The sequence below is a fragment of the Paraburkholderia sp. BR10937 genome (genome assembly GCF_040965695.1).
GTDB lineage: Bacteria > Pseudomonadota > Gammaproteobacteria > Burkholderiales > Burkholderiaceae > Paraburkholderia.
This window is the reverse complement of the sequence record NZ_JBFRCL010000001.1, coordinates 200,605-224,304: the sequence shown is the minus strand read 5'-3', so window position 1 is coordinate 224,304 and position 23,700 is coordinate 200,605. Positions and strand designations below refer to the sequence as shown.

At 67.6% G+C, this 23,700-nt stretch carries 22 protein-coding genes; 7 read left to right on the top strand and 15 right to left on the bottom strand.

Going from position 1 to position 23,700, the window contains the following annotated elements; translation table 11 throughout:
- The first annotated feature begins 176 nt into the window (after nucleotides 1–176).
- On the top strand, nucleotides 177–1,070 hold the full coding sequence (locus AB4Y44_RS01045; RefSeq protein WP_342919542.1) for an alpha/beta hydrolase: 894 nt from the start codon (nucleotides 177–179) through the stop codon (nucleotides 1,068–1,070).
- A 21-nt stretch (nucleotides 1,071–1,091) separates the two neighbouring features.
- Here the strand turns inward: AB4Y44_RS01045 and AB4Y44_RS01040 are convergent, their stop codons facing one another.
- The gene (locus AB4Y44_RS01040) at nucleotides 1,092–1,565 is read right to left on the bottom strand and encodes an Lrp/AsnC family transcriptional regulator (RefSeq protein WP_069265154.1); all 474 of its coding nucleotides are present in this window, start codon (nucleotides 1,563–1,565) and stop codon (nucleotides 1,092–1,094) included.
- 159 nt (nucleotides 1,566–1,724) lie between these two features.
- Between AB4Y44_RS01040 and AB4Y44_RS01035 the strand changes: the two genes are divergently transcribed.
- Nucleotides 1,725–2,633, top strand: a complete 909-nt coding sequence (locus tag AB4Y44_RS01035) for a DMT family transporter (RefSeq protein ID WP_324160108.1) — start codon at nucleotides 1,725–1,727, stop codon at nucleotides 2,631–2,633.
- Between the two features lie 101 nt (nucleotides 2,634–2,734).
- Nucleotides 2,735–4,039 carry a DUF445 domain-containing protein gene (locus tag AB4Y44_RS01030; protein ID WP_368698455.1) on the top strand — a complete coding sequence of 435 codons (1,305 nt, stop codon included), beginning with the start codon at nucleotides 2,735–2,737 and terminating at the stop codon, nucleotides 4,037–4,039.
- Nucleotides 4,040–4,272: 233 nt separating this feature from the next.
- On the opposite strand, the gene AB4Y44_RS01025 is transcribed toward AB4Y44_RS01030, so the two are convergent.
- From AB4Y44_RS01025 to AB4Y44_RS01000, 6 genes are read right to left on the bottom strand one after another with little or no spacing between them, the layout of a single operon-like run.
- Nucleotides 4,273–5,205: an MBL fold metallo-hydrolase gene (locus AB4Y44_RS01025; RefSeq protein WP_368698454.1), complete on the bottom strand. Its 933-nt coding sequence runs from the start codon at nucleotides 5,203–5,205 to the stop codon at nucleotides 4,273–4,275.
- Nucleotides 5,202–5,663, bottom strand: a complete 462-nt coding sequence (locus AB4Y44_RS01020) for a MaoC family dehydratase (protein ID WP_368698453.1) — start codon at nucleotides 5,661–5,663, stop codon at nucleotides 5,202–5,204. The genes AB4Y44_RS01025 and AB4Y44_RS01020 overlap by 4 nt, the downstream gene beginning before the upstream one ends.
- A complete protein-coding gene (locus AB4Y44_RS01015) occupies nucleotides 5,660–5,890 on the bottom strand; it encodes a DUF1289 domain-containing protein (protein ID WP_342919537.1) in 231 nt (76 codons plus the stop codon). The genes AB4Y44_RS01020 and AB4Y44_RS01015 overlap by 4 nt, the downstream gene beginning before the upstream one ends.
- 2 nt (nucleotides 5,891–5,892) lie before the next feature.
- Nucleotides 5,893–6,399, bottom strand: a complete 507-nt coding sequence (locus AB4Y44_RS01010) for a YbaK/EbsC family protein (RefSeq protein WP_342919536.1) — start codon at nucleotides 6,397–6,399, stop codon at nucleotides 5,893–5,895.
- A 40-nt stretch (nucleotides 6,400–6,439) separates the two neighbouring features.
- Nucleotides 6,440–7,363 carry a hydroxymethylglutaryl-CoA lyase gene (locus AB4Y44_RS01005; protein WP_342919535.1) on the bottom strand — a complete coding sequence of 308 codons (924 nt, stop codon included), beginning with the start codon at nucleotides 7,361–7,363 and terminating at the stop codon, nucleotides 6,440–6,442.
- A 54-nt stretch (nucleotides 7,364–7,417) separates the two neighbouring features.
- Entirely contained in the window at nucleotides 7,418–8,365 is a 948-nt protein-coding gene (locus AB4Y44_RS01000; protein WP_368698452.1) for a 2-hydroxyacid dehydrogenase, read from the bottom strand.
- A 270-nt stretch (nucleotides 8,366–8,635) separates the two neighbouring features.
- On the opposite strand from AB4Y44_RS01000, the gene AB4Y44_RS00995 reads away from it, so the two are divergent.
- Nucleotides 8,636–9,247: an alpha/beta hydrolase gene (locus AB4Y44_RS00995; protein WP_342919533.1), complete on the top strand. Its 612-nt coding sequence runs from the start codon at nucleotides 8,636–8,638 to the stop codon at nucleotides 9,245–9,247.
- Nucleotides 9,248–9,308: 61 nt separating this feature from the next.
- Here AB4Y44_RS00995 and AB4Y44_RS00990 read toward each other — a convergent pair whose 3' ends face one another.
- On the bottom strand, nucleotides 9,309–10,565 hold the full coding sequence (locus AB4Y44_RS00990) for an acetate/propionate family kinase (protein ID WP_368698451.1): 1,257 nt from the start codon (nucleotides 10,563–10,565) through the stop codon (nucleotides 9,309–9,311).
- Nucleotides 10,562–11,503: a bifunctional enoyl-CoA hydratase/phosphate acetyltransferase gene (locus AB4Y44_RS00985; protein ID WP_342919531.1), complete on the bottom strand. Its 942-nt coding sequence runs from the start codon at nucleotides 11,501–11,503 to the stop codon at nucleotides 10,562–10,564. Before AB4Y44_RS00985 ends, AB4Y44_RS00990 begins: the two co-directional genes overlap by 4 nt.
- A gap of 496 nt (nucleotides 11,504–11,999) precedes the next feature.
- Between AB4Y44_RS00985 and AB4Y44_RS00980 the strand changes: the two genes are divergently transcribed.
- The 3 genes from AB4Y44_RS00980 (at nucleotide 12,000) to AB4Y44_RS00970 (ending at nucleotide 16,817) form a co-directional block, all read left to right on the top strand.
- Complete coding sequence (locus AB4Y44_RS00980) at nucleotides 12,000–14,753, top strand: DUF3141 domain-containing protein (protein ID WP_342919530.1); 2,754 nt, start codon at nucleotides 12,000–12,002, stop codon at nucleotides 14,751–14,753.
- 140 nt (nucleotides 14,754–14,893) lie between these two features.
- Entirely contained in the window at nucleotides 14,894–15,673 is a 780-nt protein-coding gene (gene fabI / locus AB4Y44_RS00975) for an enoyl-ACP reductase FabI (RefSeq protein WP_342919529.1), read from the top strand.
- A gap of 133 nt (nucleotides 15,674–15,806) precedes the next feature.
- Nucleotides 15,807–16,817, top strand: coding sequence for a sulfate ABC transporter substrate-binding protein (locus tag AB4Y44_RS00970; RefSeq protein ID WP_368698450.1), 1,011 nt, complete (start codon nucleotides 15,807–15,809; stop codon nucleotides 16,815–16,817).
- Nucleotides 16,818–16,897: 80 nt separating this feature from the next.
- On the opposite strand, the gene AB4Y44_RS00965 is transcribed toward AB4Y44_RS00970, so the two are convergent.
- The 6 genes from AB4Y44_RS00965 to argS all read right to left on the bottom strand — a co-directional run bounded on the left by AB4Y44_RS00965 (nucleotide 16,898) and on the right by argS (nucleotide 23,597).
- Nucleotides 16,898–17,203, bottom strand: coding sequence for a hypothetical protein (locus AB4Y44_RS00965; RefSeq protein ID WP_368698449.1), 306 nt, complete (start codon nucleotides 17,201–17,203; stop codon nucleotides 16,898–16,900).
- Between the two features lie 247 nt (nucleotides 17,204–17,450).
- Nucleotides 17,451–19,073 carry an ABC transporter substrate-binding protein gene (locus AB4Y44_RS00960; protein ID WP_368698448.1) on the bottom strand — a complete coding sequence of 541 codons (1,623 nt, stop codon included), beginning with the start codon at nucleotides 19,071–19,073 and terminating at the stop codon, nucleotides 17,451–17,453.
- 171 nt (nucleotides 19,074–19,244) lie between these two features.
- On the bottom strand, nucleotides 19,245–20,021 hold the full coding sequence (locus AB4Y44_RS00955) for an SDR family oxidoreductase (protein ID WP_342919525.1): 777 nt from the start codon (nucleotides 20,019–20,021) through the stop codon (nucleotides 19,245–19,247).
- Between the two features lie 11 nt (nucleotides 20,022–20,032).
- A complete protein-coding gene (locus AB4Y44_RS00950) occupies nucleotides 20,033–20,686 on the bottom strand; it encodes a thiol:disulfide interchange protein DsbA/DsbL (protein ID WP_254314667.1) in 654 nt (217 codons plus the stop codon).
- 204 nt (nucleotides 20,687–20,890) lie between these two features.
- Nucleotides 20,891–21,733 carry an SPOR domain-containing protein gene (locus AB4Y44_RS00945; RefSeq protein ID WP_342919524.1) on the bottom strand — a complete coding sequence of 281 codons (843 nt, stop codon included), beginning with the start codon at nucleotides 21,731–21,733 and terminating at the stop codon, nucleotides 20,891–20,893.
- 79 nt (nucleotides 21,734–21,812) lie between these two features.
- Nucleotides 21,813–23,597 (bottom strand): arginine--tRNA ligase, encoded by a 1,785-nt coding sequence (gene argS / locus AB4Y44_RS00940; protein ID WP_342919523.1) that lies wholly within the window; start codon nucleotides 23,595–23,597, stop codon nucleotides 21,813–21,815.
- Between the last annotated feature and the right edge of the window lie 103 nt (nucleotides 23,598–23,700).

Here is a 23,700-nt window from a genome sequence, read left to right as displayed (position 1 = left end):
CGAAATCGGCCGTTCGATTATAGGCGTGGGGTCGATCGGGCATCGCGCATGCGGATCCCTCGTGCGGTTTTCGAGGGAGTGCTCGGTTTCTACCGCTGTGGGCCCAAAAGCACATTTTCGAGTCGCACGTGCCTCATACAATGACCGCAGACCAACAAACACAAGAGACTAGCCCCATGCCCTTCGACGGATTCCAGCCTTTCACCGTTCGCACTGCGAGCGGCGTAGACATCTGCGGCGTGAAGGGCGGCGACGGACCGCCGCTATTGCTGCTGCACGGCCATCCGCAGACGCATATGATCTGGCATCGGTGCGCCACCTCGCTCGCGCAGCACTTCACCGTCATCGCGACGGATCTGCGCGGCTACGGCGCCTCCTCGAAACCGGCAAGCGACGACACGCACGCCGCCTATTCGAAACGCGCGATGGCGGCCGATCAGGTCGAAGTCATGCGCCACTTCGGCCACGAGCGTTTTCTCGTGTGTGCGCACGACCGAGGCGCGCGCGTGGCGCACCGCATGGCGCTCGACCACGCCGACGCCGTCGAGCGGCTCATGCTGCTCGATATCGCGCCCACGCTCGCCATGTACGAGCAGACCGACCGCGAGTTCGCCACGCTCTACTTCCACTGGTTCTTCCTGATCCAGCCCGCGCCGCTGCCGGAGACGCTGATCGAAGCGAACCCCGACGTCTATATCGAGCGCGTCATGGGCAGCCGTCACGCGGGTCTCGCACCCTTCGCGCCGAAGGCGCTGGGCGCCTACCGCGCGGCGCTGCGCCAGCCGGGCGCCGTGCACGCGATGTGCGAGGACTACCGCGCCTCGGCGACCATCGACCTCGAGCACGACCGCGCCGATCTCGAACGCGGCAACAAGGTGGCGTGCCCGCTGCGCGTGCTGTGGGGCGCGCAAGGCGTGATCGAGCGCTGCTTCGACCCGCTCGCCGAATGGCGCAAGGTGGCGCGCGACGTGAGCGGGCGCGCGCTGCCTTGCGGCCATTACATTCCCGAGGAGGCGAGCGAGGCGCTGGTCGAGGAGATGCTGGCGTTCTTCGAGGCCACGGAGCGTTGACGGGCTGCCGCCCCCCGGGCTTCAGCGCAGCGGCGGCAGGCGGCGCGGCACCGGCGTGGACTTGACGATGGCCGTGCTGGTTTCGGCGCGCTCAGTGACTTTCGCGAGGATCTCGTCGAGCTGTTCGATCGAATGCAGATAGAGCCGGGCGATGAAGCAGTCGTCGCCCGTGACCTTGTCGCACTCGACGAATTCGGGAATGCGCCGCAGCACCTCTTCCACCAGATGCAACTGTCCGGGCAGCGGCTTTACGCGCACGATGGCCTGCAAGGTGTAGCCGAGCGCGCGCGGATCGATCTGCACCGTATAGCCGCCAATCACGCCTTGCGCTTCGAGCCGGCGCAGCCGCTCGGACGTGCTCGGCGCCGACAGCCCCACATGCTTGGCGAGTTCGGCGACGCTCGCGCGGGCGTCCTCGGCGAGCGCCGCGAGCAGCATGCGGTCGATGTCGTCGAGCGGGGCCGCGGCGGGCGTGGGGTTCGGACGTCGGTTCATGATTGCGCGGGTGCTCCGCCAGGTTGGCCTTTCAATCGAAGGCAAGTCTTGCCTCTCGCCTAAGTTTAGCCATGTATTCCTCGCCTTGCAGCCGATAAACTGGCTTGCAGATGCGAAGGGCCGCGCGCCCTTCGTCCGCTACAACGAGGATGCAAGCTCATGTCTTCCACCACTCCTGAAATTCGCCGCGGCGCCGCCGAGATGATCGTCGCGATGCTGATGTCCGGCACCATCGGCTGGCTCGTGGTCGCGTCGCGGCAGGCCCCGATCAACATCGCCTTTTTGCGCTGTGTGCTGGGTGGCGTGACGCTCACGCTCGTGTGCGCCGCGCTCGGCCTGCTGCGCCGCAAGCACCTGCCGCCGCGCACGCTCGCGCTCGCCGTGCTGGGCGGCGCGGCCATCGTCGCGAACTGGGTGCTGCTGTTCGCCGCCTATTCGCGTGCGTCGATCTCCATGGCCACCGCCGTCTACAACACGCAGCCGTTCATGCTGGTCGGTCTCGGCGTGGTCATTCTGCGCGAGCGCGTGAGCGCTTCGACGGTGGCCTGGCTGGCGGTGGCCTTCCTCGGCCTCGTGTGCGTGGTCGAGGTGCAGCCCGCCGTGCTCGCGGTGCCCGGCGAGTATCTGCAGGGCGTGGCCTACGCGGCGGGCGCGGCGTTTCTCTACGCGATCTCGTCGATCATCACGCGCCATCTCAAGGGCACGCCGCCGCACCTCATCGCGCTCGTGCAGCTCGCGTTCGGCGCGCTCGCGCTCGCGCCGTTCATCCACTACGGCACGCTGCCGGCCACGCCGCTGCACTGGGCGCAGCTCGTCACGCTCGGCATCGTGCACACGGGCATCATGTACGTGCTGCTCTACGGCGCGATCCAGAAGCTGCCCACGGCGATGACGGGCGCGCTCTCGTTCATCTACCCCGTGGTCGCGATCCTCGTGGACTGGTTCGCGTTCGGCCAGCGTCTCGCGTGGATCCAGGTGGTGGGCGCCGCGCTCATCCTCGTCGCGGCGGCGGGCGTGAATCTCGGCTGGCGGATCGTGCCGCAGCGCCGAAGCGCGCGTTCGGCCTGAGGCGTAGCGAGCGTGCAGCACTGACGGGGCGTCCCGGCGTGCAGCGGTTGGCAGGCGGGCAGCATAATGTCGCGATTCGAATCCGCGACTCCCTGCTCCTCATGACGCCTTTGCACGCCCCACGGGACGAAGCCGAACTCGCGCGCGCCAAGCGCCAGGCGCTGGCGTTTCTGCTGGCTGCAGCACTCGTGTTCGCCGGCACGGCACTCTTTTTCCCGCCGGGCGTCGTGACGGACGGCGTCAAGTCGGTGAGCGAAGCCGCCATGGTCGGCGGCCTCGCCGACTGGTTTGCGGTGGTCGCGCTGTTCCGGCGCGTCCCGATTCCGTTCGTTGCGGCGCATACGGGCGTGATTCCGCGCAACAAGGAGCGCATCGCCGACGAACTCGCCGCCTTCGTGCGCGACAAGTTTCTCGACGTCGGTTCGCTGGTCGGGCTGATCCGGCGCCACGATCCGGTGGCGCGGCTTTCCAGCTGGCTCACCGCGCCGCAGAATGCGCAGCGCCTGGGCGACTACGCGGTGCGCATGATGTCGGGCGTGCTCGGCCTCACCGACGACGCGCGCATCCAGAGCTTCATTCGCGACAGCCTGCACGCGGCGCTCGCGCGCGTCGACTTCTCGAAGTCGGCGGGCGCGATTCTCGACACGCTCACCCGGGACGGCCGCCACCAGGAGCTGCTCGACCAGATGCTCGAGCAGCTCGCCATTGTGTTGCGCGACGACAGCACGCGCGCCTTCGTCGCATCGGCCATCGTCGACTGGCTCAAGAGCGACTATCCGACGACCGAGAAGTTTTTGCCCAGTGAGTGGATCGGCGAAAGCGGCGCGCGCGTGGTGGAAAGCGCCGTGAACCGGCTGCTGCTGCAGGTGAGCGAGGATCGCGAGCATCATCTGCGCCAGAAGTTCGATGAGGTCGTGGAAAAGCTGATCGTGAAGCTGAAGAGCGATCCGGCGTTCCTGCGCAAGGGCGAGGAACTGAAGGCGAGCCTGCGCGAGGGCGGCGCGCTCAACGATTACACGCGCGCGCTGTGGGACAGCCTGCGCGCGTGGCTGCGCGACGATCTGGAGCGCGAAGACTCGGCGCTGCACGCGAGGGTCGCCGCAACGGGCCAGTGGCTCGGCGAGACGCTCGCCGCCGATGCCGACCTGCGCGCCTCGCTCAACGGCCATCTCGAAGACGCCGCGCGCGCCATGGCGCCCGACTTCGCGCGTTACCTCACGCATCACATCCGCGACACCGTGAAAAACTGGGACACGCGCGAGACGGCGCGGCTCATCGAACTGAAAATCGGCAAGGACCTGCAGAAGATCCGCGTGAACGGCACGGTGATCGGCGGCGCGATCGGGCTCGGACTCTACCTGTGTTCACATCTGTTCGAGCTGGTGCGGCTCAAGCTCGGGCAGTGAGATTGATTCGGATTCCAGATGAATGGGTCCTGTGAGTCCCTGTGAGTCCCTGTGAGTATGCGTCAGGCCTGCGCTCGTAGGTCATCTGTAGGGAAATCACCGATGCTTCGGGAATTCTGGCGCGAGTATCATCGGCTCGACAGTTTGATCACGTCAGAGCTAATTCCAACGCTCGTCCGGAAACGGACGAGCGTTTTTTTTCGCGCTTTTCCCGCTTTTTCGCTGCAGCCCGGCTAGACCTCGGCCGCCGGGGCTTCGAGGCGTTCGCCGTCCACGACCAGCGCGCCGCTCTTCGCCAGTTCCCCAGCCAGTTCGCGCAGCAGCGCCGGCCACGCGCCGCGCGGCGCGAGTTGCTGCGCCGCGGCGTGCAGGGAGGCGGCGTTTTCCAGCATCGCCAGTAGCGAGTCGAAGGTCATCGTGCGCACTTCCAGCAGCTTGAAGACGATCAGCACCTTGAGCGCGTTCCTGGCGTTGCGGGCCGGGTCGGCGCGCAGCCAGGCGAGGCGCGAGAACGCGCGCTCCAGCGCCGCCGCGACGTTGGTGAACGGCTTGCCGTGGCCCGGAATCACCACCCGCACCTCGAGCTTCGCGATGGCTTCGAGCACCGCATGCTGCTCGGCGAACCCGCTTTCGCCTTCGAGCTCGGGAAAGATCACGCCGAAGCCGTGCTCCCAAAGCGCATCGGCGCTGATGAGCAGGCGCGGCCCGGCTGCGTAGAGCATCACCGAGTCGGGGTCGTGCCCCGGCGCGCCGATCACTTCCCATTCGAAGCCGCCTAGCGCGAGCCGATCGCCCGCCGCGAGCGTGCCTGTGAACGCGAATCGGTCGCAGGTCTGCCCGGTGGCGAGAAAGCTCAAACGCGTTTCGTCCCAGTCGCGCACGATCGGCGCGCTCGCCGCGGGGATCAGCGTCGCGCAGGGCCAGTGCGCCTGCAGCCGCGCGTTGCCGCCGCAATGGTCGGAGTGCAGGTGCGTGTTGACGATGAGATCGAGCGCGCGCGGGCCGAGCGCGTGGCGCACGAGCGCGAGCGTCTGTTCGGCGTGCGTGGCGTAGCCGGTATCGACGAGTGCGGCGCGCGCCTCATCGACGAGCAGCACGTTGTTCGACGACAGCCAGCCGCGCTCGAACACGCGAACCGATTCAGGCAGTGCGGGCGTGGCGCTCATGCCGGTGCATGCGCCGGTATGTGCCCGGGCTTGGGCATGACGAGGATCGTCGCGTGCCCGACCACGAGCGTTTCGCCTTTCTGGTTCACGGCCTCGCCCACGAGCTTCACGAGATCGCCGTTCAGGCTCGGCTTCCACCACGCTTCATCCACGCGCCACTCGAACGTGATCGTGTCGTTCGCGTGGGCGGCGCGCTTGAGCTTCATGTCGAATTCGAGCCCGAGCGGTTGCGCGTACTGCGAGTAGTGCGTGGCGAGCAGCGCCATGAAATGCGCGGTGGGTTGCGTGCCCGATGCGATCAGGCCGCCAAAGCGGCTTTGCGCCGCGTACGCTTCGTCGTGGTGCAGCGGGTTCAGGTCGTTCACGAGCAGTCCGAACGATTTCACCGATTCGGGCGTGAGCTGAAGCGTCGAGCGGAACGTCTCGCCGACCGTGACCACGCGGGCGGGCGCGTTCATTGTTTTTCTCCTTGCGACGCCGACGCGAAGCGCTGCGCGACCCATTCGGCGTGCCGCGTCTCGATCGCATCCCAGACGGCGCGTTTCGCCTCGTCGTCGAACGTGGACCAGCCGGCTATTTCGTCGATGGTGCGCAGGCATCCCTCGCACAAGCCGCTGCGCTCATCCATGCGGCAGATGTTGATGCAAGGCGAGGGCGGCGTGACGGTGTCGTGACTCGCGGTCATGCTCACGCGTCGCGCAGCGCGACGTCCACCACGGGCGCGCCGGTCAGCGCTTCGAGTTCCTGTGGCGAGAGGTTGAACACCGCATGCGGATGGCCGGCGGCGGCCCACAGGCTTTCGAGCGCGAACAGATCGGCGTCGATCAGCGTGACGGGCGTCGTGGCGTGGCCGATCGGGCACACGCCGCCGATGGCATAGCCGGTTTTCTCGCGCACGAACTTCGCGTCGGCGCGGCCGATCTCGCCCACGTGCGCAGCCACTTTCTTTTCGTCCACGCGGTTCGCGCCGCTCGCGATCACGAGCACGGGCGCGTCGTCTGCGCGGCGGCGAAACAGGATCGACTTGGCGATCTGCGCGACTTCGCAGCCAAGGCCCGCGGCGGCTTCGGCGGAAGTCTTGCCGGTCTCGGGCAGCATCACGACCGGCCTCGCGTGGCCGCGCTCGCGCAGCATCAGGGCGACACGGCGTGCGGAGTCGGGCAGGGCGTCGAGGTTGTCGAGGGTTTCCGTCATGAGTTGATTTCCTTCGTACTGCGATTCGATGGGTCGCGCGTCACGCGCAGGCGGCTTCGCTGCGGGCCTTCGCGAGCAGGGCCTTGCCCGCGCGCGAGACGTTGGCCCGGCCGATGGCGGTCGAAATGAAGTCGCCTGCCGCGACGACCTGGTTCAGGTCGACGCCGGTATGGATGCCCAGGCCGTTCATGAGGTACAGCACGTCTTCGGTCGCGACGTTGCCCGTGGCGCCCTTCGCATACGGACAGCCGCCGAGGCCCGCCACGGAGGCGTGGAAAATGGCGATGCCTTCTTCGAGCGCCGCATAGATGTTGGCGAGCGCCTGGCCGTAGGTGTCGTGGAAGTGGCCCGACAGGCGCTCGCGCGGGAACACCTTCGTCACCGCCTCGAACACTTCGTGCACGCGCTTCGCCGTGCCCACGCCGATGGTGTCCGCAATGTCGATCTCGTCGCAGCCGAGCGCGGCGAAGCGTTCCGCGACATCGACGACCGATGCGACCGGCACTTCGCCCTGATACGGGCAGCCGAGCGCGCACGACACGCTGCCGCGAATGCGCACGCCATGCTCCTTCGCGGCTTGCGCCACGGGCGCGAAGCGCTCGATGCTTTCCGCGATCGAGCAGTTGATGTTCTTCTGCGAGAACGCCTCGCTCGCCGCGCCAAAGATCACGATCTCGTCCGCGCGCGCGGCGAGCGCGCCTTCGAAGCCGCGCAGATTCGGCGTGAGGACCGAATAGATCGCGCCGCTGCGGCGCTCGATGCCGGCCATGACTTCTGCGCCGTCGGCCATCTGCGGAACCCATTTGGGCGAGACGAACGAGGCGGCCTCGATGTTCGGAAAGCCCGCGGCCGAGAGCCGGTTGATCAGTTCGATCTTGGTTGTGGTGGGAACGAATTCCTTCTCGTTCTGCAGGCCGTCGCGCGGGCCGACTTCGACGATCTTGACTGCGGTGGGTAATGCCATTGCCGTGTCTCCAACAGTATTTTGAAAAGGCTTCGCGATGTGCCGCCGCGATGTTCAGTAACCGCGCCCGACGTGCACCACGCCGCTCACGGTCTCGCCGCGAGCCAGCGCGCCGATCTTGTCGGCGACCTGCGAGATCGCCTCGTCGCGCAACGTGAGCGCCGAGCTGTGCGGCGTGATCGTGATGCGCGGCTCGCGCCAGAACAGGTGATCGGGCGGCAGCGGTTCTTCGCGGAACACGTCGAGCGTTGCTGCCGCGAGCGTGCCGTTCGCCAGCGCGTCGAGCAGGTCCGGTTCGTCCAGATGCGTGCCGCGGGCCACGTTCACGAGATACGCGCCGCGCGAGAGCTTGCCGAAGGTGCGCGCATTGAGCACGCTTTCGGTGTCGGGCGTGGCGGGCAGCAGGTTCACGAGCAATTTCACGCCGTCGAGGAAGGCGTCGAACTGCTCGCCGTGCAATTCGCCCGAATACGTTTCGATGCCCTCGATCGTCTTCATGCTGCGCGAAAAGCCGCGCACCGGCACGCCGAGCGAGGCGACGGCGTGCGCGACCTGCGCGCCCAGCACGCCGAGACCCAGCACACCCACCGTGAAGGTCTCGTGCGGATGCGGCGCGAGCACGTGCCATTCGCGGCGCGCCTGGGCGAGCGCGTATTCGTCGAAGCGGCGCAGGTAGCGCAGCACGGCATGTTGCACGTACTCGCTCATTTGCCGGCCCATGCCCGAGTCTTCGAGCCGCACGAGCATGGCGGTGCCGGGCAGCGTGCCCGGCCGCTCGCGCTCGTGGGCGAGGATCGCGTCGACGCCTGCGCCCAGATTGAAGATGGCGCGAAGTCCCGGCACGCCGAAGAGTTCGCGCGGCGGGTGCCAGACGACCGCGTAGTCGGCGGGGTCGGTGTCGCCGGGCTGCCACTCGCGCAACTCGGCATTGGGCAGGGCGCGCGCGAGGCCGTGGAGCCACGTGGAGGCGTCGGTCTGCGGGAACCAGAAAATGATCTTCATGATGGGTGAACCTGTCCCTGGTAACGGCTGCGCGCCTCGAACCTACGCGCGCTGTTGCATTGCGTGCGGCCTTTGAGCGCCGCGTGCACCGGCACCATTCTACTTTTTCAGGCCCGCGGCCGCCGGGCAAATCGCGGCGCGCCTGCCCGCGGCCTGTCTCGCGCCGGACCAGGCCGGGGGCGCCGAAAAGCTAAGCAAAAAAAATTGGTTCGGCGCGCGCGGCGCGCAGGCCACAATCGATTCACGCCGTGTTCCAGCGAGGAAAAAATCATGCTTTCGTGCGCGCAAATGCGTTGGCCGCCCCGCCTCGTCACCGTGCCGGGCCTGCACGGTAGCGACGGCGCTCACTGGCAGAGCTGGCTCGAACGCCAGTTCGCGCGCTCGCTGCGCGCGGAGCAGGACGACTGGGACGCGCCCGATCTCGCGGTCTGGGGCGCGGGGCTCGCACGGCGGCTGGCGGGCGAGCGCGGGCCGTTCCTGCTGGCCGCGCACAGCTTCGGCTGCCTCGTGGTGGCGCATGCGCTGCACACCGGCATGCTGGGGGAAAGCGGCGCCGACGTTGCCGGCGTGCTGTTCGTCGCGCCTGCGAGTCCCGAGAAATTCCGCTTTGCCGGACCGTTCGAGGCGCGGCAACTGCCCGTGCCGTCCATCCTCATCGGCAGCGAAACCGATCCGTGGATGCCGCTCGAAGGAGCCCGCGCGCTCGCGCAGCAACTGGGCAGCACGTTCGTGAATCTCGGCGATGCGGGTCACATCAACACGGCGGCAGGCTTTGGGCCGTGGCCGCGCGCGAAGTATTTCGTCGATACGCTCGTTCATGGCGCCGCGCCGGGGCGCTTGCGCGACGCGGCATTCGACCAGAGTGGTCCGGCGTACGCCTGAGGTGAGGTGAGGCGGCGGCGAGCCGCAGCGCCGTGCTGCGGCTCAGCGTTCCAGCGCCCGCTCAGTGCCTGAGCGCCGCCCGCAACAACCGCGCCGTATGGAGCGCGATCATCCCTTCTTCGTCGGTGCGGATCGCGAAAACGGGAACGCGGCTTTCGCCCGTGCTCACGCGCTCGTTGCCGTTGCTGCTGCCCACCTCGTTGACCTGCGCGTCGAGCACGGTGCCGAACACCGGTGCGAGTCGCTCGCACACCTGCGCGCGAATCGGCGCGGCATGCTCGCCGATGCCCGCCGTGAACACGAGCGCGTCGAGCCCGCCCAGCACCACGGCGAGCTTGCCGACGTCCTGCGCGATGCGATACGTATAGAAGTCGATCGCGAGCCTGGCGCGGTCGCTGCCGCTCGCGAGCAGTTCGCGCATGTCGCTGCTCAGGCCCGACAGGCCCTTCAGGCCCGACTCCTGATACAGCACCTTCTCGATGGCGTGGTAGTCCATGCCCTTCGCCATCATCCAGAGCACGGCGCCCGCGTCGAGCGCGCCGCAGCGCGTGCCCATGGGCAGGCCGTCGAGCGCGGTGAGGCCCATGGTGGTCTCGATACTCTTGCCGTCCTTCATCGCGCACAGGCTCGCGCCGTTGCCCAGATGCGCGACGACGACGCGCCCGCGCGCAATGTCGGGCGCGACCTGATGCAGGTGCCTGGCGATGTATTCGTACGAGAGGCCGTGAAAGCCGTAGCGCCGCACGCCCTCGCCGTAATAGCTGTACGGCAGCGCAAAGAGCTGCGCCATGATGTCGTTGCCCGCGTGGAACGCGGTGTCGAAGCACGCCACCTGTGGCAGCTCGGGCGCGGCCTGACGCACCGCACGAATCGCGGCGAGGTTGTGCGGCTGATGCAGCGGTGCGAGCGGCGTGAGCGCGTCGAGCGCCTGGATCACTTCGTCGTCGATGAGCACCGCGTCGGCGTAGCGCGCGCCGCCGTGCACCACGCGGTGACCGATCGCGGCGGGCGGCGTATCGCGCAGCCCCACGGCGAGCACGAGGCGCAGGAGGCGAAACGCAGCGTCGTGATCGGCGACCTGGGCCACCGGAAACTTCTCGTCGACGATCAGGCGCCCGTCGGCCATATGCGCGACCACGCGCGGCGCGACGCCGATGCCCTCGATCTGCCCGCCCGCGCCATGCAGCGCGCGCGCGCCGCCTTCCACGTGGTCGTCTTCGATCACGCGAAACACCGAACACTTGATGCTCGACGAGCCCGCATTCACGACGAGCACGACATGGCCTTCCCCGGCCGGCTGGGCTTGGACGCTGCTCACAGGATCTCCGTTGCCTTGCGCGCGCGCCGCGCATGCGCGAGCAGTACGGCGATCGCGCAACTGCCGATGCGCGAACGCACGCTGTCGGCGCGGCTGGTGAGGATGATCGGCACGCGTGCGCCGAGGACGATGCCGGCCGCTTCCGCGCCGGCAAGGAAGGTGAGCTGCTTGGCGAGCATGTTGCCCGCTTCGAGGTCGGGCACGAGCAGGATGTCGGGGTCGCCTGCCACGGGCGACGTAATGCCCTTGATGCGCGCGGCTTCGGCGCTGATCGCGTTGTCGAAGGCGAGCGGGCCGTCGAGCAGGCCGCCCGTGATCTGGCCGCGGTCGGCCATCTTGCAGAGCGCGGCGGCGTCGATGGTGGAGGGCATCTTTTCGGACACCGTTTCCACGGCGCCGAGGATGGCGACCTTCGGTGTGCCCACGCCCAGCGACTGCACGAGGTCGATCGCGTTGCGCACGATGTCGGCCTTGTCGGCGAGCTTGGGGAAGATGTTGACGGCCGCATCGGTGATGAAGAGCGGCTTGTGGTACGAGGGCACGTCCATCGCGAACACGTGCGAGAGGCGCCGCTCGGTGCGCAGGCCATTCGCGCCGAGCGCGACCTCGTGGAGCAGCTCGTCGCTGTGCAGGCTGCCCTTCATGAGCAGTTCGGCCTGGCCCTCGCGCACGGCGCGCACGGCGAATTCGGCGGCGGCGTGGCTGTGCGGCGCGTCGATGAGGGTGATGCCGTCGAGGCGCAGGTCGGCCTCCTCGGCCACCGCGCGGATCTTCGCTTCGGGGCCGACGAGGATTGGCACGATCAAGCCGAGGTTCGCGGCGTCGAGCGCCCCGGTGAGCGAGGACACGTCGCAGGGATGCGCCACGGCGGTGGGCACGGGCGCGAGGCCGCCGCAACGGGCGAGCAGAACCGAATACTTGTCAGGCGATGAAGTCATGGCGGTCTCCACTAGGACATGCATCTGGACCATGCTGCGGCGCGCAAAGCCGTAACAGTGTAGACCAGCGCGAAGGTGGCAGGCGGCTAGGTGCACGCGAGGCCCGCGCGGCATCGTGACGCGCGGCGGTCAGGCCCGACAGTCGCGCCTGTCATGCTTCGTTCACAGGGCGTTGCGATCATCGCAGAGGCACCGGGGCCCGCCCCGAACCTTGACTTTCGCGGGGCCGCCGCCTAAGTTTTTAGATGCCGCAGTGCAACATGATCTGGCTCTTTTCACGTCGCGGTCGCGAGGCGCACGAAACGCGCACGCGGCCGCGAAACTCTTTTGCCGGCCCCGTTGCCCGCCATGCCGCCGCTCTGAGGGCGGCAGAACAGGGGCAGCGGCCAGGCCCCGCGCGTCATTCGTCGTGAAGGCGCGCATCCACGGCCCGCGCCGGCCTGGCGCCTGCTTGCCGCGAGGCGAGCCGGCGCTCCCCTTAAAGGAGATTCGTCTCGTGGCAGTTCCCACCTCCTCGCCGCTCGTTTCGTCGCCGTTTTCATTTCTGCCCACGCTCGCATCGGGCACGTCTTTCTGGCCCTTTGCGCCGTTCTGGCCCCTCGCGGGCGCATCCGACGAGGAGTCATCGCCCCACACGCCGCTGACCGACGCGGCTTCGGCCGTGTCCTCGGCCGTCAACCAGGTCATCGAAACGGCGCAGGCCGCGCCCACGGTTGCGCAGCCGCTCTACGATTACGTCTACGACGCCTGGCAGCGCAGCGTGCTGTTCCTCGACGTGCTGCGCGAGCGCGGCAACCAGACTTATGTGCACGAGCAGGCGGGCATGCCGCCGGTGCTCGCGTTCGACTACGAAGTGATCGTCGACGGCCGCGAACTCGACGATCCCTGCAATTACGCACTCCTGCGCATCAAGCCCGAAGAGGGCGTGCCGACCGATCCGCGCATGCGCCCCTTCGTCGTGATCGATCCGCGTGCGGGCCACGGTCCCGGCATTGCCGGCTTCAAGATGGACAGCGAAGTCGGCATCGCGTTGCGCAAGGGCCACCCGTGCTACTTCGTCACTTTCTTCCCGCTGCCCTGCGAAACGCAGACGATCCAGTCGGTCGCGCAGGCCGAAGCCGTCTTCATTCAACGCGTGCGCGAGCTGCATCCCGACGCGGACGGCCTGCCGTTCATCATCGGCAACTGCCAGGGCGGCTGGGCCGCGGCGCTGCTCGCGGCCTCCGCGCCCGCGCTGGTCGGCCCGCTCATGCTCGCGGGCTCGCCGCTGTCGTACTGGGCCGGCGTGCGCGGCAAGAACCCCATGCGCTATTCGGGCGGCATGCTGGGCGGCTCGTGGATGTCCTCGCTCGCGGCCGACCTGGGCGACGGGCGCTTCGACGGCGCGTATCTGGTGCAGAATTTCGAATACCTCAATCCGGCCAACACGTACTGGGGCAAGCTCTACAACCTCTACTCGAAGGTCGATTCCGAGCGCGAGCGCTTTCTCGAATTCGAGCGCTGGTGGGGCGGCCATTTCCAGCTGAACCGCGCCGAGATCGACTGGATCGTGCAGAACCTGTTCGTGGGCAACCACCTCACGCGCAACGAGGTGTTCGCGAAGAACGCGCGCTCGCCGGTGGACCTGCGCAACATCCGCACGCCGATCATCGTGCTCGCCTCCTGGGGCGACAACATCACGCCGCCGCAGCAGGCACTCAACTGGATTCCCGACCTCTACGCGAGCGTCGACGAGATCGTCGCCAACGAGCAGGTGATCGTGTACTGCCTGCACGACAAGGTGGGTCACCTGGGCATCTTCGTTTCGGCGAGCGTGGCCAATAAGGAGCACACCGAACTATTCTCGGCGCTCGACCTGATCGACGTGCTGCCGCCGGGCCTCTACGAAGCGAAGATCACCGACTCGACGCCGGAAGCAGGCCGCCTCGAAGCGCTCGAAGGGCGCTACGAGATCCGCTTCGAGCTGCGCACCATCGAAGATATTCTCGCGCTCGACGACGGCCGCGACGACGAGCAGCCCTTCGAGGTGGTGCGCCGTCTCGCGGAGAACAACCAGCGCCTGTATGACCTGTTCGTCTCGCCGTTCGTGCGTGCGTCGAGCAATGCGTTCAGCGCACATGCGCTGCGCGAGTCGCATCCGTCGCGCGTGGAGCGCAGCGTGCTGAGCGACGCAAATCCTGCGCTGGGCGTGCTGCCCGCCATGGCGGAAGCGGTGCGCGCGCATCGCAAGCCGGCCGCGCCCGACAATCCGTTCACGCTGCTCGAAAAGCAGGCTTCGGCGACCATCGAGGCAACGCTGGATGCGTATCGCGACGCGCGCGATGCGTGGGTCGAGAGCACCTTCTACAACGTGTACACCGCGCCGTGGGTGCAGGCCTGTGTGGGCGTGGCGCCCAACCAGCCGCTCGAGCCGATCGCGCCGCCGCTCATGGCGCTGCGCAAGGAGCTGGCGCAGTACCGCCTGCGCGCGGCGCGCGCGCATCTCGCGAAGGGTTCGCTCGTCGACGCGTTCATGCGCATTGCCGCTTACATCGTCGACGAAATGCATGCCGTGCAGTACCGGCCGTTCCAGCGCATGCGCGAACTCGCGCGCGAGTATCTCGGCGATCGTCAGCCAAGCATCGCCGAGCTCAAGGAATCGGCGCGCCGCCAGGGCGCGATCGTCCAGCTCGACCCGCAGGCCGCGATTGACGCGTTGCCCGAGATCGTGCCCGACATGAAGACGCGCCGCGCGCTGCTTGCGGCCGTGTACCGCATCGCGACGGTGTCCGGGCCGCTCGAAGGCGAGCGGCGCGAGCGCTATCGCCATGTACAGCGTGCGCTGGGCGTCGAGCCGGGCAGCGAGAAGACAGGACTGCCGCCGCTCGACGGCGGCGGGTCGTCGTCGGACGGCGGCGGTGTTTCGGGCGCTGGTGGCGGCACGGCCGGCGACGGCAGCGCCGAACAGGGCGTCAAGGCATCTTCCGCTGCACAGGCTGCAGAACCCGAAGCTGAAGCCCCCGCGGCTCCCGCGAAGTCCTCCCGCGCGAAGGCCGCCGTTGCGTCCGAGCACGCCGCGCCCGCAAAACCCATGCGTGCGGCGCGCGCCGGCGTGAAGGTGAAGAGTGCGGAACCGGCCGAAGCGAAGAAGGCGCCGGCGGCCGCAAAAACGGCGGCGCGCCGCTCGCGCGCGGCATCGACGCCCACCTCCACGCGGGCCGCGGGCACGACGGCCACGCGCCGCCGCGCGACGCGCAGCGCGGGCGAGTAACGAAGCCGGTTCCCGTGTCACTCCGCACGCGCCGCATCCCCACCGATGCGGCGCGTCGCTTTGAGCTAGCCACACCGGCAGCCCGATCGGCAACTGCATCCGCGGCCATCACCGGCCCCACTTCCACTGCGAGGTCAGCCATGCATACTCCTCCCGAACGGCCGCTTGCCGGCATGCGCGCACTCGTTACCGGCGTGGCGAACGCCGATTCGATCGCTTACGGCTGCGCCCGCGCGTTCTCCGATCTCGGTGCGCAGCTCGCCGTCACCTATCTCAACGACAAGGCCAAACCCTACGTCGAGCCGCTCGCCAACGAACTGGGCGCGCAGTTGCTGCTGCCGTTGAACGTCGAGGAAGACGGCCAGCTCGATGCCGTGTTCGATGCCGTGCGCGATACGTGGGGATCGCTCGACATCGTGCTGCACTCCATCGCCTATGCGCCGAAAGAGGATCTGCAGGGCGGCCTGGTCGATTCGTCGGCCCAGGGCTTCGCGTATGCGATGGACGTGTCGTGCCACTCGTTCATCCGCATGGCGAAGCGTGCCGTGCCGCTCATGCCGCACGGCGGCACGCTCTTCGCGATGAGCTACGACGGCGCGAACCGCGTCGTGCCCAACTACAACCTGATGGGCCCGGTAAAAGCGGCGCTCGAAGCGTCGTGCCGTTATCTCGCTTACGAACTCGGGCCGATCGGCATCCGCGTGCACGCGATCTCGCCCGGGCCGCTCAAGACGCGCGCGGCCTCGGGGCTGCCCGACTTCGACCGCATGCTTGCCGAAGCCGTGGAGCGTGCGCCGCTCGGCGAGCTCGTCGACATCATGGACGTCGGCTATGCCACCGCGTATCTCGCCACGCGCTACGCCCGCCGTATGAGCGGCAACACCGTGTATATCGACGGTGGCGCGCACATCATGGCTTAGCACAAAAGCCGCAAAGCAAAGCTCGCATTGGTATAAGCCGTGCGCCCCGGCTCGCTAGAATCGAGCGTTCGGTCTGCTTACGAAAATCATGCAGGCAGGCCGAAACGCCTTTCAACGACAGACGGGGATCACCATGGCAGGGTTGGGACGCACGGCGCGCTGGTTCGGCGCGGGCATCATCGCATTGAGCGCGGCGGCGGCGCATGCAGAAACGTCGCTGCTGAACGTCTCGTACGACGTGACGCGCGAGTTGTACAAGGACATCAACGCGAGCTTCATCGCCGACTACCAGAAGAAGACCGGCGAGGCCCTGTCGATCAAGCAGTCGCACGGCGCGTCGAGCGCGCAGGCGCTCTCGGTGCTGCAAGGCCTGCAAGCCGATGTCGTAACGATGAACCAGCCCAACGACATCGACCTGCTCGCGCAGCAAGGTCATCTCGTGCCCGCCAACTGGCGCACGCGCCTGCCCGACGCGAGCACGCCCTACACGACGACGATGGTGTTCCTCGTGCGCAAGGGCAACCCTAAACACATCAAGGACTGGGACGATCTCGCCAAACCTGGCGTGCAGGTCGTGATTGCCAATCCGAAGACGTCGGGCAACGGACGCTACGCGTATCTGGCCGCATGGGGCTACCGCAAGCAGCAGGGCGCGAGCGACGCCCAGGCGCTCGACTTCGAGCGTGCGCTGCTGAAGAACGTGCCGGTGCTGGACGCGGGTGGCCGGGGCGCCACGACGACCTTCACGCAGCGCGGCATCGGCGACGTGCTCGTGACCTTCGAAAACGAAGTGGCGCTCATCGATACGGGCGTGGGGGCGAAGGACTTCGAAGCCGTCTATCCCTCGGTGAGTCTGCTGGCGGAGCCGCCGGTGACGATCGTCGACAAGGTCGTGGACAAGCGCGGCACGCGCAAGAGCGCGCAGGCGTATCTCGACTATCTGTATTCGCCCGCCGCGCAGGAGATCATCGCGCAACACCATCTGCGTCCGCGCGATGCCGCGGTGCTCGCGAAGCACGCAAGCGAGTTCAAGCCGATCAAGACCTTCACGGTCGAGCAGGTGTTCGGCAGCTGGCAGAACGCGCAGGCAACGCACTTCGCCGATGGCGGCACGTTCGACCAGATCGTCGCGGACCGCAAGTGATCCGGGCGGCATGTAAGGACAGCGCGTAAAACAAAAGCGCCTCGCGATTCGCGAGGCGCTTTGCCTTTCGGGCGATGGGTTTAGTACCAGCCGCGACGGCCATGCCATTCGTTGCGGCCGTACCAGCGGTGGCCGTCCCAGTAGCGGTCGCCGTGCCAGCCGACCACGACAGCCGGCGCATAGGCCACGCGCACGGGCGGCGCGACGTAGACCGGGCGCGGCGCGACATAAACAGGCTGCGGCGCGACATACACCGGCGCGGGTGCCACATAAACCGGAGCGGGCACGCCGACGTTCAGGCCGACCACCACACCGGCCATCGCGGTTTGCGAGGCGGCCAGGACGAGCGCTCCGGCACCCAGCGCGGCAAAGAGTTTGGTTTTCATTTTGAGCCCCTGCGGTTGAAGATTCGATGGCTTCAATGTAGCCAGGCGCTCGCCGGCTTGAGTTACCAAACTGCAACAAACTGCGCGCGAATTTTACGGGCGGTAATGCGAGGAAAGGGCGCTCGCCAGCCTGTGGCGGGCTTCCCGCGTGTTTGGCGCAGGCGACCCTGTTTCATTTCGTGATCGTGAGGGCAGGCCTGTAAACGAACGGCGCGCCGGGCGCGGAAGCCCGGCGCGGTTCCAGCGGTTACTGCACCGCGACGCTCGCGAAGTTCTGGCGTCCGAACGGGCTCACCTGATAGCCGCTCACGGTTGTGCGCGTGATGGCGGAGGCGGTCGGGTAGCCAAGCGGAATCCACAGCGCCTGGTCGTGGATGATCTGCTGGGCGGCTTCGTAGAGCTTCACGCGCTTCGCCTGGTCGGCGGTGGCCTTGCCTTCGGCGATCAGCTTGTCGAGCTGTGGATCGCAAAAGCGCGCGAAGTTGATGCCCGACTGCACCGCATTGCAGCTGAAGAGCGGCGAGAGATAGTTGTCGGGGTCGCCGTTGTCGCCGGCCCAGCCCATGAAGAGCGTGTCGTGCTGGCCTTGCTTCGCCTGCTTGATCAGCTCGCCCCACTCGATCACCTTGATGTCGGCCTTCACGCCGACCTTCGCGAAATCGGCCTGCAACAGCTGCGCACCCGCGCGCGGGTTCGGGTTCAGCACGCTGCCGTTCGGACGCACCCAGATCGTCGTCGCGAAGCCGTTGGGGAAGCCCGCGTCGGCGAGCAGCTGCTTTGCCTTCGCCGGGTCATACGGATACGGCTGGATCGACTTGTCGTAGCCCCAGGTGATGGGCGGCCAGGGGTTGGTCGCGGGCGTGGCGGTGTTGTCGAAAATCGCCTTCAGGTACGTCGTGCGGTCGAACGCCATGTTCAGCGCCTGGCGCACCTTCTGGTTGTCGAGCGGTTTCTTCTGCGTGTTGAGCGCGACGAACGCCGTCATGAACGCGGGCGTCTCCACCACCTTGAGCGATTTGTCGTCCTTCGCCGCGGCCACGTCCTGCGGCTTGGGCGAGAGCGCGATCTGGCATTCGCCGGCCTTCACCTTCTGCGCGCGCACGGCGGCGTCGGGCGTGATCGCGTAGATCAGGCGGTCCACCTTCGGCTTCGGCCCCCAGTAGGTCGGATTCACGTCGTAGCGGATCACCGCGTCCTTCGTGTAGCTCTTGAGCACGAACGGGCCCGTGCCCACCGGCTTCGCGTTCAGATCGACCTGCTTGCCGGCCTTGAGCAGCTGGTCGGCGTACTCGGCGGAGTAGATCGACGCGAAGCCCATCGTGAGGATCGAGAGGAACGTGGCGTTCGGCTCGTTGAGCTCGAACTTCACCGTGTTCGCGTCGACCTTCGTGACCGCCTTCACGAGCTTCACGAGGCCCATCGACTGTGCGTGCGGGAAGCCGCTCGCGCCGGCCACCTTGTGCCACGGATTGTTCGCGTCGAGCATGCGATCGAATGTGAAGACCACGTCGTCGGCGTTGAGCGTACGCGTGGGCTTGAACCATTCGGTGGTCTGGAACGCCACGTCGGGCCGCAGATAGAACGTATAGGTCAGGCCGTCGGCGCTCACTTCCCACTTGTCCGCGAGCGCGGGCACGACCTTCTTCTGTGCTTCGTCATAGGCCGCGAGCGAATTGAAGATGACGTCGGCGGACGCGTTGGTCGTGACGAGCGAGTTGAACTGCACGACGTCGAAACCGTCGGGGCTCGATTCTGTACAGACCGTCAGCGGTTTGGCGAGCGCGGGCGTGGCCGCGAACGCGGCGCCAAGCGCGGTCGCGAGCACGAGAGCAGGCGCAAGCGTGCGCGCGGAGGGCGGGGTGAAGCGCATGGGATCTCCGTGGTTCTTCGGTGGCGGGCGGCGCCCCGTTTTGTTCGATTCAGGAGAGGCGAGAAGGCTCAGAAGGGCGCCCGGACGAGCCAAGCTTATCGAAGGGAAATTGCCGAGACAACAATTTAATCCACATACCCATATGGCATGGGGGCGGCGAGCCGCAGCGGCTCAGTGGCTCGCCGTGCGCGGCTTGCGCGGCGCCTTTTCGAACACGCGATCGTAGACCCAGCGCGGCAGCGCGCGCAGCATCGTGGCGGCCACGCGCATCGGCCAGGGGAATACCGCGAACGACGTGCCGCGCGCGATCGCTTGCGCGGTCTTCGCGGCGAACTGGTCCGCGTCCATCAGGAAGGGCATGCGGTAGGGGTTCTTCGCCGTCATCGGCGTGCGGATGTAGCCGGGCGCGATGGTGACCACGGGCACGCCGAACGGACGCATTTCCACGCGCAGCGCTTCGAGATAGGCGAGCGCTGCGGCCTTCGAGGCGCTGTAGGCGCCCGAGCCCGGCAGCCCGCGCACGCCGGCCACGCTCGCGATACCCACGAGCGTGCCGCGTCTGGCCTGCGCCATGGCCGAGGCGAACGGCTCGAAGGTGGCGACCATGCCGAAGTAGTTGGTGTCCATCACGTCGCGGAACGTGGCGAGATCGCCTTCGCCCGTCAGCACGCCGCGGCTTACGCCCGCATTGGCGATCACGATGTCGGGCATGCCGTACTGGGCGATGAAGTCGCGCGCGGCGGCGGCGAGCGCATCGGCGTCGCGCACATCGGCGGGATAGATGGAGACGGGGTGACCGGGGTGCGACTGCCGGAAGCCGGCAAGGGCCTCGCCGCGGCGCGCGACGAGCCCGAGGATGGCGCCCTGCCGCGCGTATTCGGCTGCGAGCGCGGCGCCAATGCCGCTCGACGCGCCGGTGATGAAGACCTTCTGTGGCGCGTCTTGCATGGCGCTGTTCCTCACATCTTCTTCGCGCGGATCTGCGAGATGATGTAGTCCATCACCTGGGCCGTGCCCGGCAGTGCCTTGTCTTCCGGACCCTGGACCATGGCCGGGCCGGTCTCGTACTTGCCCTGGATCGCAATGGTCGGCACGCCGTCGATCTTGTAGGCATCGAGCAGGGCCTTGTCGCGCTGCAGCGCGCTCTGCGTCGAGAACGAGTTGTACGCTTCCATGTACTTCTTCGCGTCCACGCCTTGCGTGGCGAGGAACTTCGCCTGGTCCTCCGGCGTGAGCAGGTAGTTCTTGTTTACGTGGATTTCGTGGAACACGACCGGCGTGAGCTTCTGCGCGAGGCCGAGCGCGTCGAGCGCGTAGTACATCTTCGAGTGCGGGATGAAATCGTCGCGGAACGCCACCGGCACGCGCTTGAACACGACGTCCGGGCCCTGCTTCTTGATCCACGCTTCGAGATACGGGTCGAACGCGTTGCAGTGCGGGCAGCCGTACCAGAAGAACTCGATCACTTCGATCTTGCCTGCGGGCACGTCGAGCGCCTGGGGAGCCTTCAGGACCGTGTAGTCCTTGCCGGCCACGGGTGCCGCGGCCGAGGCGTGGGCCACGCCGGCGATCAGCGAAAGCGAGAGAAAAAGCGTACCGAGAAGTCGTTTCATGGCGTTGGAATCCACTGTTCTTGGACCGGCGGCGGCCGGTTGTCTGCCGCAGGACGCCGTTGGCGCGAACCAGGCGCGTGCGGGTGCTGCGCGGGTATTGCTTGTTGATGGACGCCGCGCCGCGCGCCGCGGCCAGGCCTCACGCGAACGCCGCGCTGCTGCGGCTTCGGCGGGCGGGCGCGCGGTGCGCGGCGCGGACGGCGATTACTGCTTCGTGAAGCGGATGACGGCCGTATCGATACCGGCGTCGGACAGGCGCTGACGCGTCGAGTTCATATCGTCGAACTTCGTGAACGGACCGATGCGCACGCGGTAGTACGTCACGCCGCCGGCGTCGCGCTGCGTCACCTTCGACTCGAAGCCCTGGAACGCGAGGCGCGCACGCTGCTGCTCGGCGTCGCCCGACGTCTTGTACGCGCCCACCTGCAGGAAATAGCCGGTGTTGGCGTCGCCCGGGGCGGGCGCGGCGCTGCCGGGCTTGGCGCCCGGGGGCGTCGGCACCGCGTTGGCGGGCTTCTGCGGCTGGTTGTTCGCGAGGATCTGCGCCGGGTTGCTCGTGGAGTTGCTGGCCGACTGCGGCTTCTTCGCGATCGCCGTACCGCTCGTGACGTTTTCACCCGTCGACGGCTGCGGCGCGACCGCCACGCCGTTGTTGGCGGCGTTGCTGTTCGAACCCGAGGGCGGCACTTCCACGATCTGCGGCTCTTCGAGCATGCCCGAGGACTGCGACTGGTTCGTGGTCTGGCCCGGCGCCGTGTTGGGCGGCGTGCTTTGGGCGGCCTGCGGCACCGGCTGGCCCGGCGACTTGCCCTGCAGCGCGCGGTTCGGGTCGACCTGCTCGTTGTTCTGGCCGACGTCGGACGCGGCCGGCGGCGCGACCTTCGAGACGAACGGCGTGGGCGCGCGCGTGATGTACAGCGCCACCACCACCGCGATCGCAAGGCCGACGATCAGGCCCAGCACGATGCCGAGAAAGGTTCCCCCGGACTGCTTCGACTGCTGTTTTGTAGTGCGGCGCGGTTTTGCCATCGTCTGAATCACCTGCAAACAAGAGAATCCTGGAATGGCCGTCCGCGCGAGGCGGCGGCCCCAAACAAGCTGCTGCGCGCGGGTCTCGCGCGTCTCGTTACATGCGCTCCGGCGCGGACACGCCGATCACGGCGAGGCCGTTCGCGAGCACCCGGCGCGTGGCCGCGAGGAGGGCGACGCGGGCGTCGCGTTCGGCGACGTCATCGACGAGAACGCGTTCGGCATTGTAGAACGAGTGAAACTCAGCGGCGAGTTCGCGCAGGTAGAACGCCACCGCGTGCGGCGCGAGTTCGCTGGCCGCATGCGTGAGCATGTCGGGGAATTCGCCGAGTTTCGCGATGAGCGCGAGCGCGCGCTCGCTCGCAAGCGGCGCGAGATCGACCTTGGGCAGCGCGGCCGGATCGCCGCCGAATTTGCCCTGCCAGTCGCCGAGAATCGACGAGATGCGCGCATGCGCGTACTGCACGTAGTACACCGGGTTCTCGTCGTTTTCCTTCAGCGCGAGGTCGATGTCGAACACGAATTCGGTGTCGGCCTTGCGCGAGATGAGGAAAAAGCGCACGGCGTCGCGGCCGCGGCGGATGGTCGCCTCGTCGAGCAGGTCGGGCGAGACTTCGCTGCCCGGGTTCGCGCCGCCCGACCATTCGATCAGGTCGCGCACCGTCACGTAGCTGCCCGCGCGCTTGGAGATCTTCACCTCCTGGCCGTCACGCATCACCGTGACCATCTTGTGCAGCACGTAGTCGGGATAGCCCTTCGGAATGCCGATGCCGAGCGCCTGCAGGCCCGCGCGCACGCGCGCGATGGTGCCGTGGTGATCGGAGCCCTGGATGTTGATGACCTTCGTGAAGCCGCGCTCCCACTTGGTGACGTGGTAGGCCACGTCGGGCAGGAAGTAGGTGTAGGTGCCGTCGGACTTGCGCATCACGCGGTCCTTGTCGTCGCCGTAGTCGGTGGTCTTGAGCCACAGCGCGCCTTCCTGCTCGTAGGTCTGGCCCGACGCGACCAGCGCCTCGACGGTCTTCTCGACGCGGCCTTCGGTGTACAGCGACGACTCGAGGTAGTAGCGGTCGAACTTCACGCCGAACGCCTGCAGGTCGAGATCCTGCTCGTGGCGCAGATAGGCCACGGCGAAGCGGCGGATCGCTTCGAGGTTCTCGGGGTCCTTCTCGCCCGTGACGGGCTCGCCGTCCTTGGCCGCGACCGTTTCGCCCGCGAGGTAGTCGCGCGCGATGTCGGCGATGTATTCGCCGTTGTAGGCCGCCTCGGGCCATTCGGCGTCGCCGGGCTTGAAGCCGCGCGCGCGCGCCTGGGTGGAGACGGCGAGGTTGCCGATCTGGACGCCCGCGTCGTTGTAGTAGAACTCGCGGTGCACGTCATAGCCCTGCGAGCCGAGCACGTTCGAGATGGCGTCGCCGAGCGCGGCCTGGCGGCCGTGGCCCACGTGCAGCGGGCCCGTGGGGTTGGCCGAGACGAACTCGACGAGCACGCGTTTGCCGGCTTCGCGCTGCGAGCGGCCGAATGCCTCGCCCTGCTCGAACACGGCGCCGATCACGGCACGCTTGGCGCTGGCGGTCAGACGCAGGTTGATGAAGCCGGGGCCGGCCACTTCGGCCGCCTCGACGAGACCTGCGGCCTCGGGCTGGGCGAGCACGGCGTCGACGATCTGCTGGGCGAGCTGGCGCGGATTCGCGCGCATGGGCTTGGCGAGCTGCATCGCGACGTTGCAGGCGACGTCGCCGTGGGCGGCGACCTTCGGGCGCTCGAGCGTGATCGCGGGCACGACGAGTGCGGCTTCGCTCGCGCCTTCGGTGGCCTTCGCCACCTGGGCTACGGCTTGCGCGAGCAGGGTCTCCAGGGTGTGTTTCTGTGCGGGCAGCATGCTGGTTGCAAGTCCTGTGCGGGTAATGGGATGCGGGGCCGGCGCCTGGGGGCGTCACCGGGGGCATGGCCCCTGGTTTGCCGGCGCCGACCGCCGGATACGG

Bases quoted from the DNA above. Each gene is read 5' to 3' on its own strand.
- AB4Y44_RS01010 (WP_342919536.1), bottom strand. From the start codon at position 6,399: ATGACGGAAACCCTCGACAACCTCGACGCCCTGCCCGACTCCGCACGC.
- AB4Y44_RS01035 (WP_324160108.1), top strand. From the start codon at position 1,725: ATGTCTTCCACCACTCCTGAAATTCGCCGCGGCGCCGCCGAGATGATC.
- AB4Y44_RS01020 (WP_368698453.1), bottom strand. From the start codon at position 5,663: ATGAACGCGCCCGCCCGCGTGGTCACGGTCGGCGAGACGTTCCGCTCG.
- AB4Y44_RS00985 (WP_342919531.1), bottom strand. From the start codon at position 11,503: ATGACTTCATCGCCTGACAAGTATTCGGTTCTGCTCGCCCGTTGCGGC.
- argS (WP_342919523.1), bottom strand. From the start codon at position 23,597: ATGCTGCCCGCACAGAAACACACCCTGGAGACCCTGCTCGCGCAAGCC.
- fabI (WP_342919529.1), top strand. From the start codon at position 14,894: ATGCATACTCCTCCCGAACGGCCGCTTGCCGGCATGCGCGCACTCGTT.
- AB4Y44_RS01030 (WP_368698455.1), top strand. From the start codon at position 2,735: ATGACGCCTTTGCACGCCCCACGGGACGAAGCCGAACTCGCGCGCGCC.
- AB4Y44_RS00960 (WP_368698448.1), bottom strand. From the start codon at position 19,073: ATGCGCTTCACCCCGCCCTCCGCGCGCACGCTTGCGCCTGCTCTCGTG.
- AB4Y44_RS01025 (WP_368698454.1), bottom strand. From the start codon at position 5,205: ATGAGCGCCACGCCCGCACTGCCTGAATCGGTTCGCGTGTTCGAGCGC.
- AB4Y44_RS01040 (WP_069265154.1), bottom strand. From the start codon at position 1,565: ATGAACCGACGTCCGAACCCCACGCCCGCCGCGGCCCCGCTCGACGAC.
- AB4Y44_RS01015 (WP_342919537.1), bottom strand. From the start codon at position 5,890: ATGACCGCGAGTCACGACACCGTCACGCCGCCCTCGCCTTGCATCAAC.
- AB4Y44_RS01000 (WP_368698452.1), bottom strand. From the start codon at position 8,365: ATGAAGATCATTTTCTGGTTCCCGCAGACCGACGCCTCCACGTGGCTC.
- AB4Y44_RS01005 (WP_342919535.1), bottom strand. From the start codon at position 7,363: ATGGCATTACCCACCGCAGTCAAGATCGTCGAAGTCGGCCCGCGCGAC.
- AB4Y44_RS00965 (WP_368698449.1), bottom strand. From the start codon at position 17,203: ATGAAAACCAAACTCTTTGCCGCGCTGGGTGCCGGAGCGCTCGTCCTG.
- AB4Y44_RS01045 (WP_342919542.1), top strand. From the start codon at position 177: ATGCCCTTCGACGGATTCCAGCCTTTCACCGTTCGCACTGCGAGCGGC.
- AB4Y44_RS00970 (WP_368698450.1), top strand. From the start codon at position 15,807: ATGGCAGGGTTGGGACGCACGGCGCGCTGGTTCGGCGCGGGCATCATC.
- AB4Y44_RS00995 (WP_342919533.1), top strand. From the start codon at position 8,636: ATGCTTTCGTGCGCGCAAATGCGTTGGCCGCCCCGCCTCGTCACCGTG.
- AB4Y44_RS00955 (WP_342919525.1), bottom strand. From the start codon at position 20,021: ATGCAAGACGCGCCACAGAAGGTCTTCATCACCGGCGCGTCGAGCGGC.
- AB4Y44_RS00950 (WP_254314667.1), bottom strand. From the start codon at position 20,686: ATGAAACGACTTCTCGGTACGCTTTTTCTCTCGCTTTCGCTGATCGCC.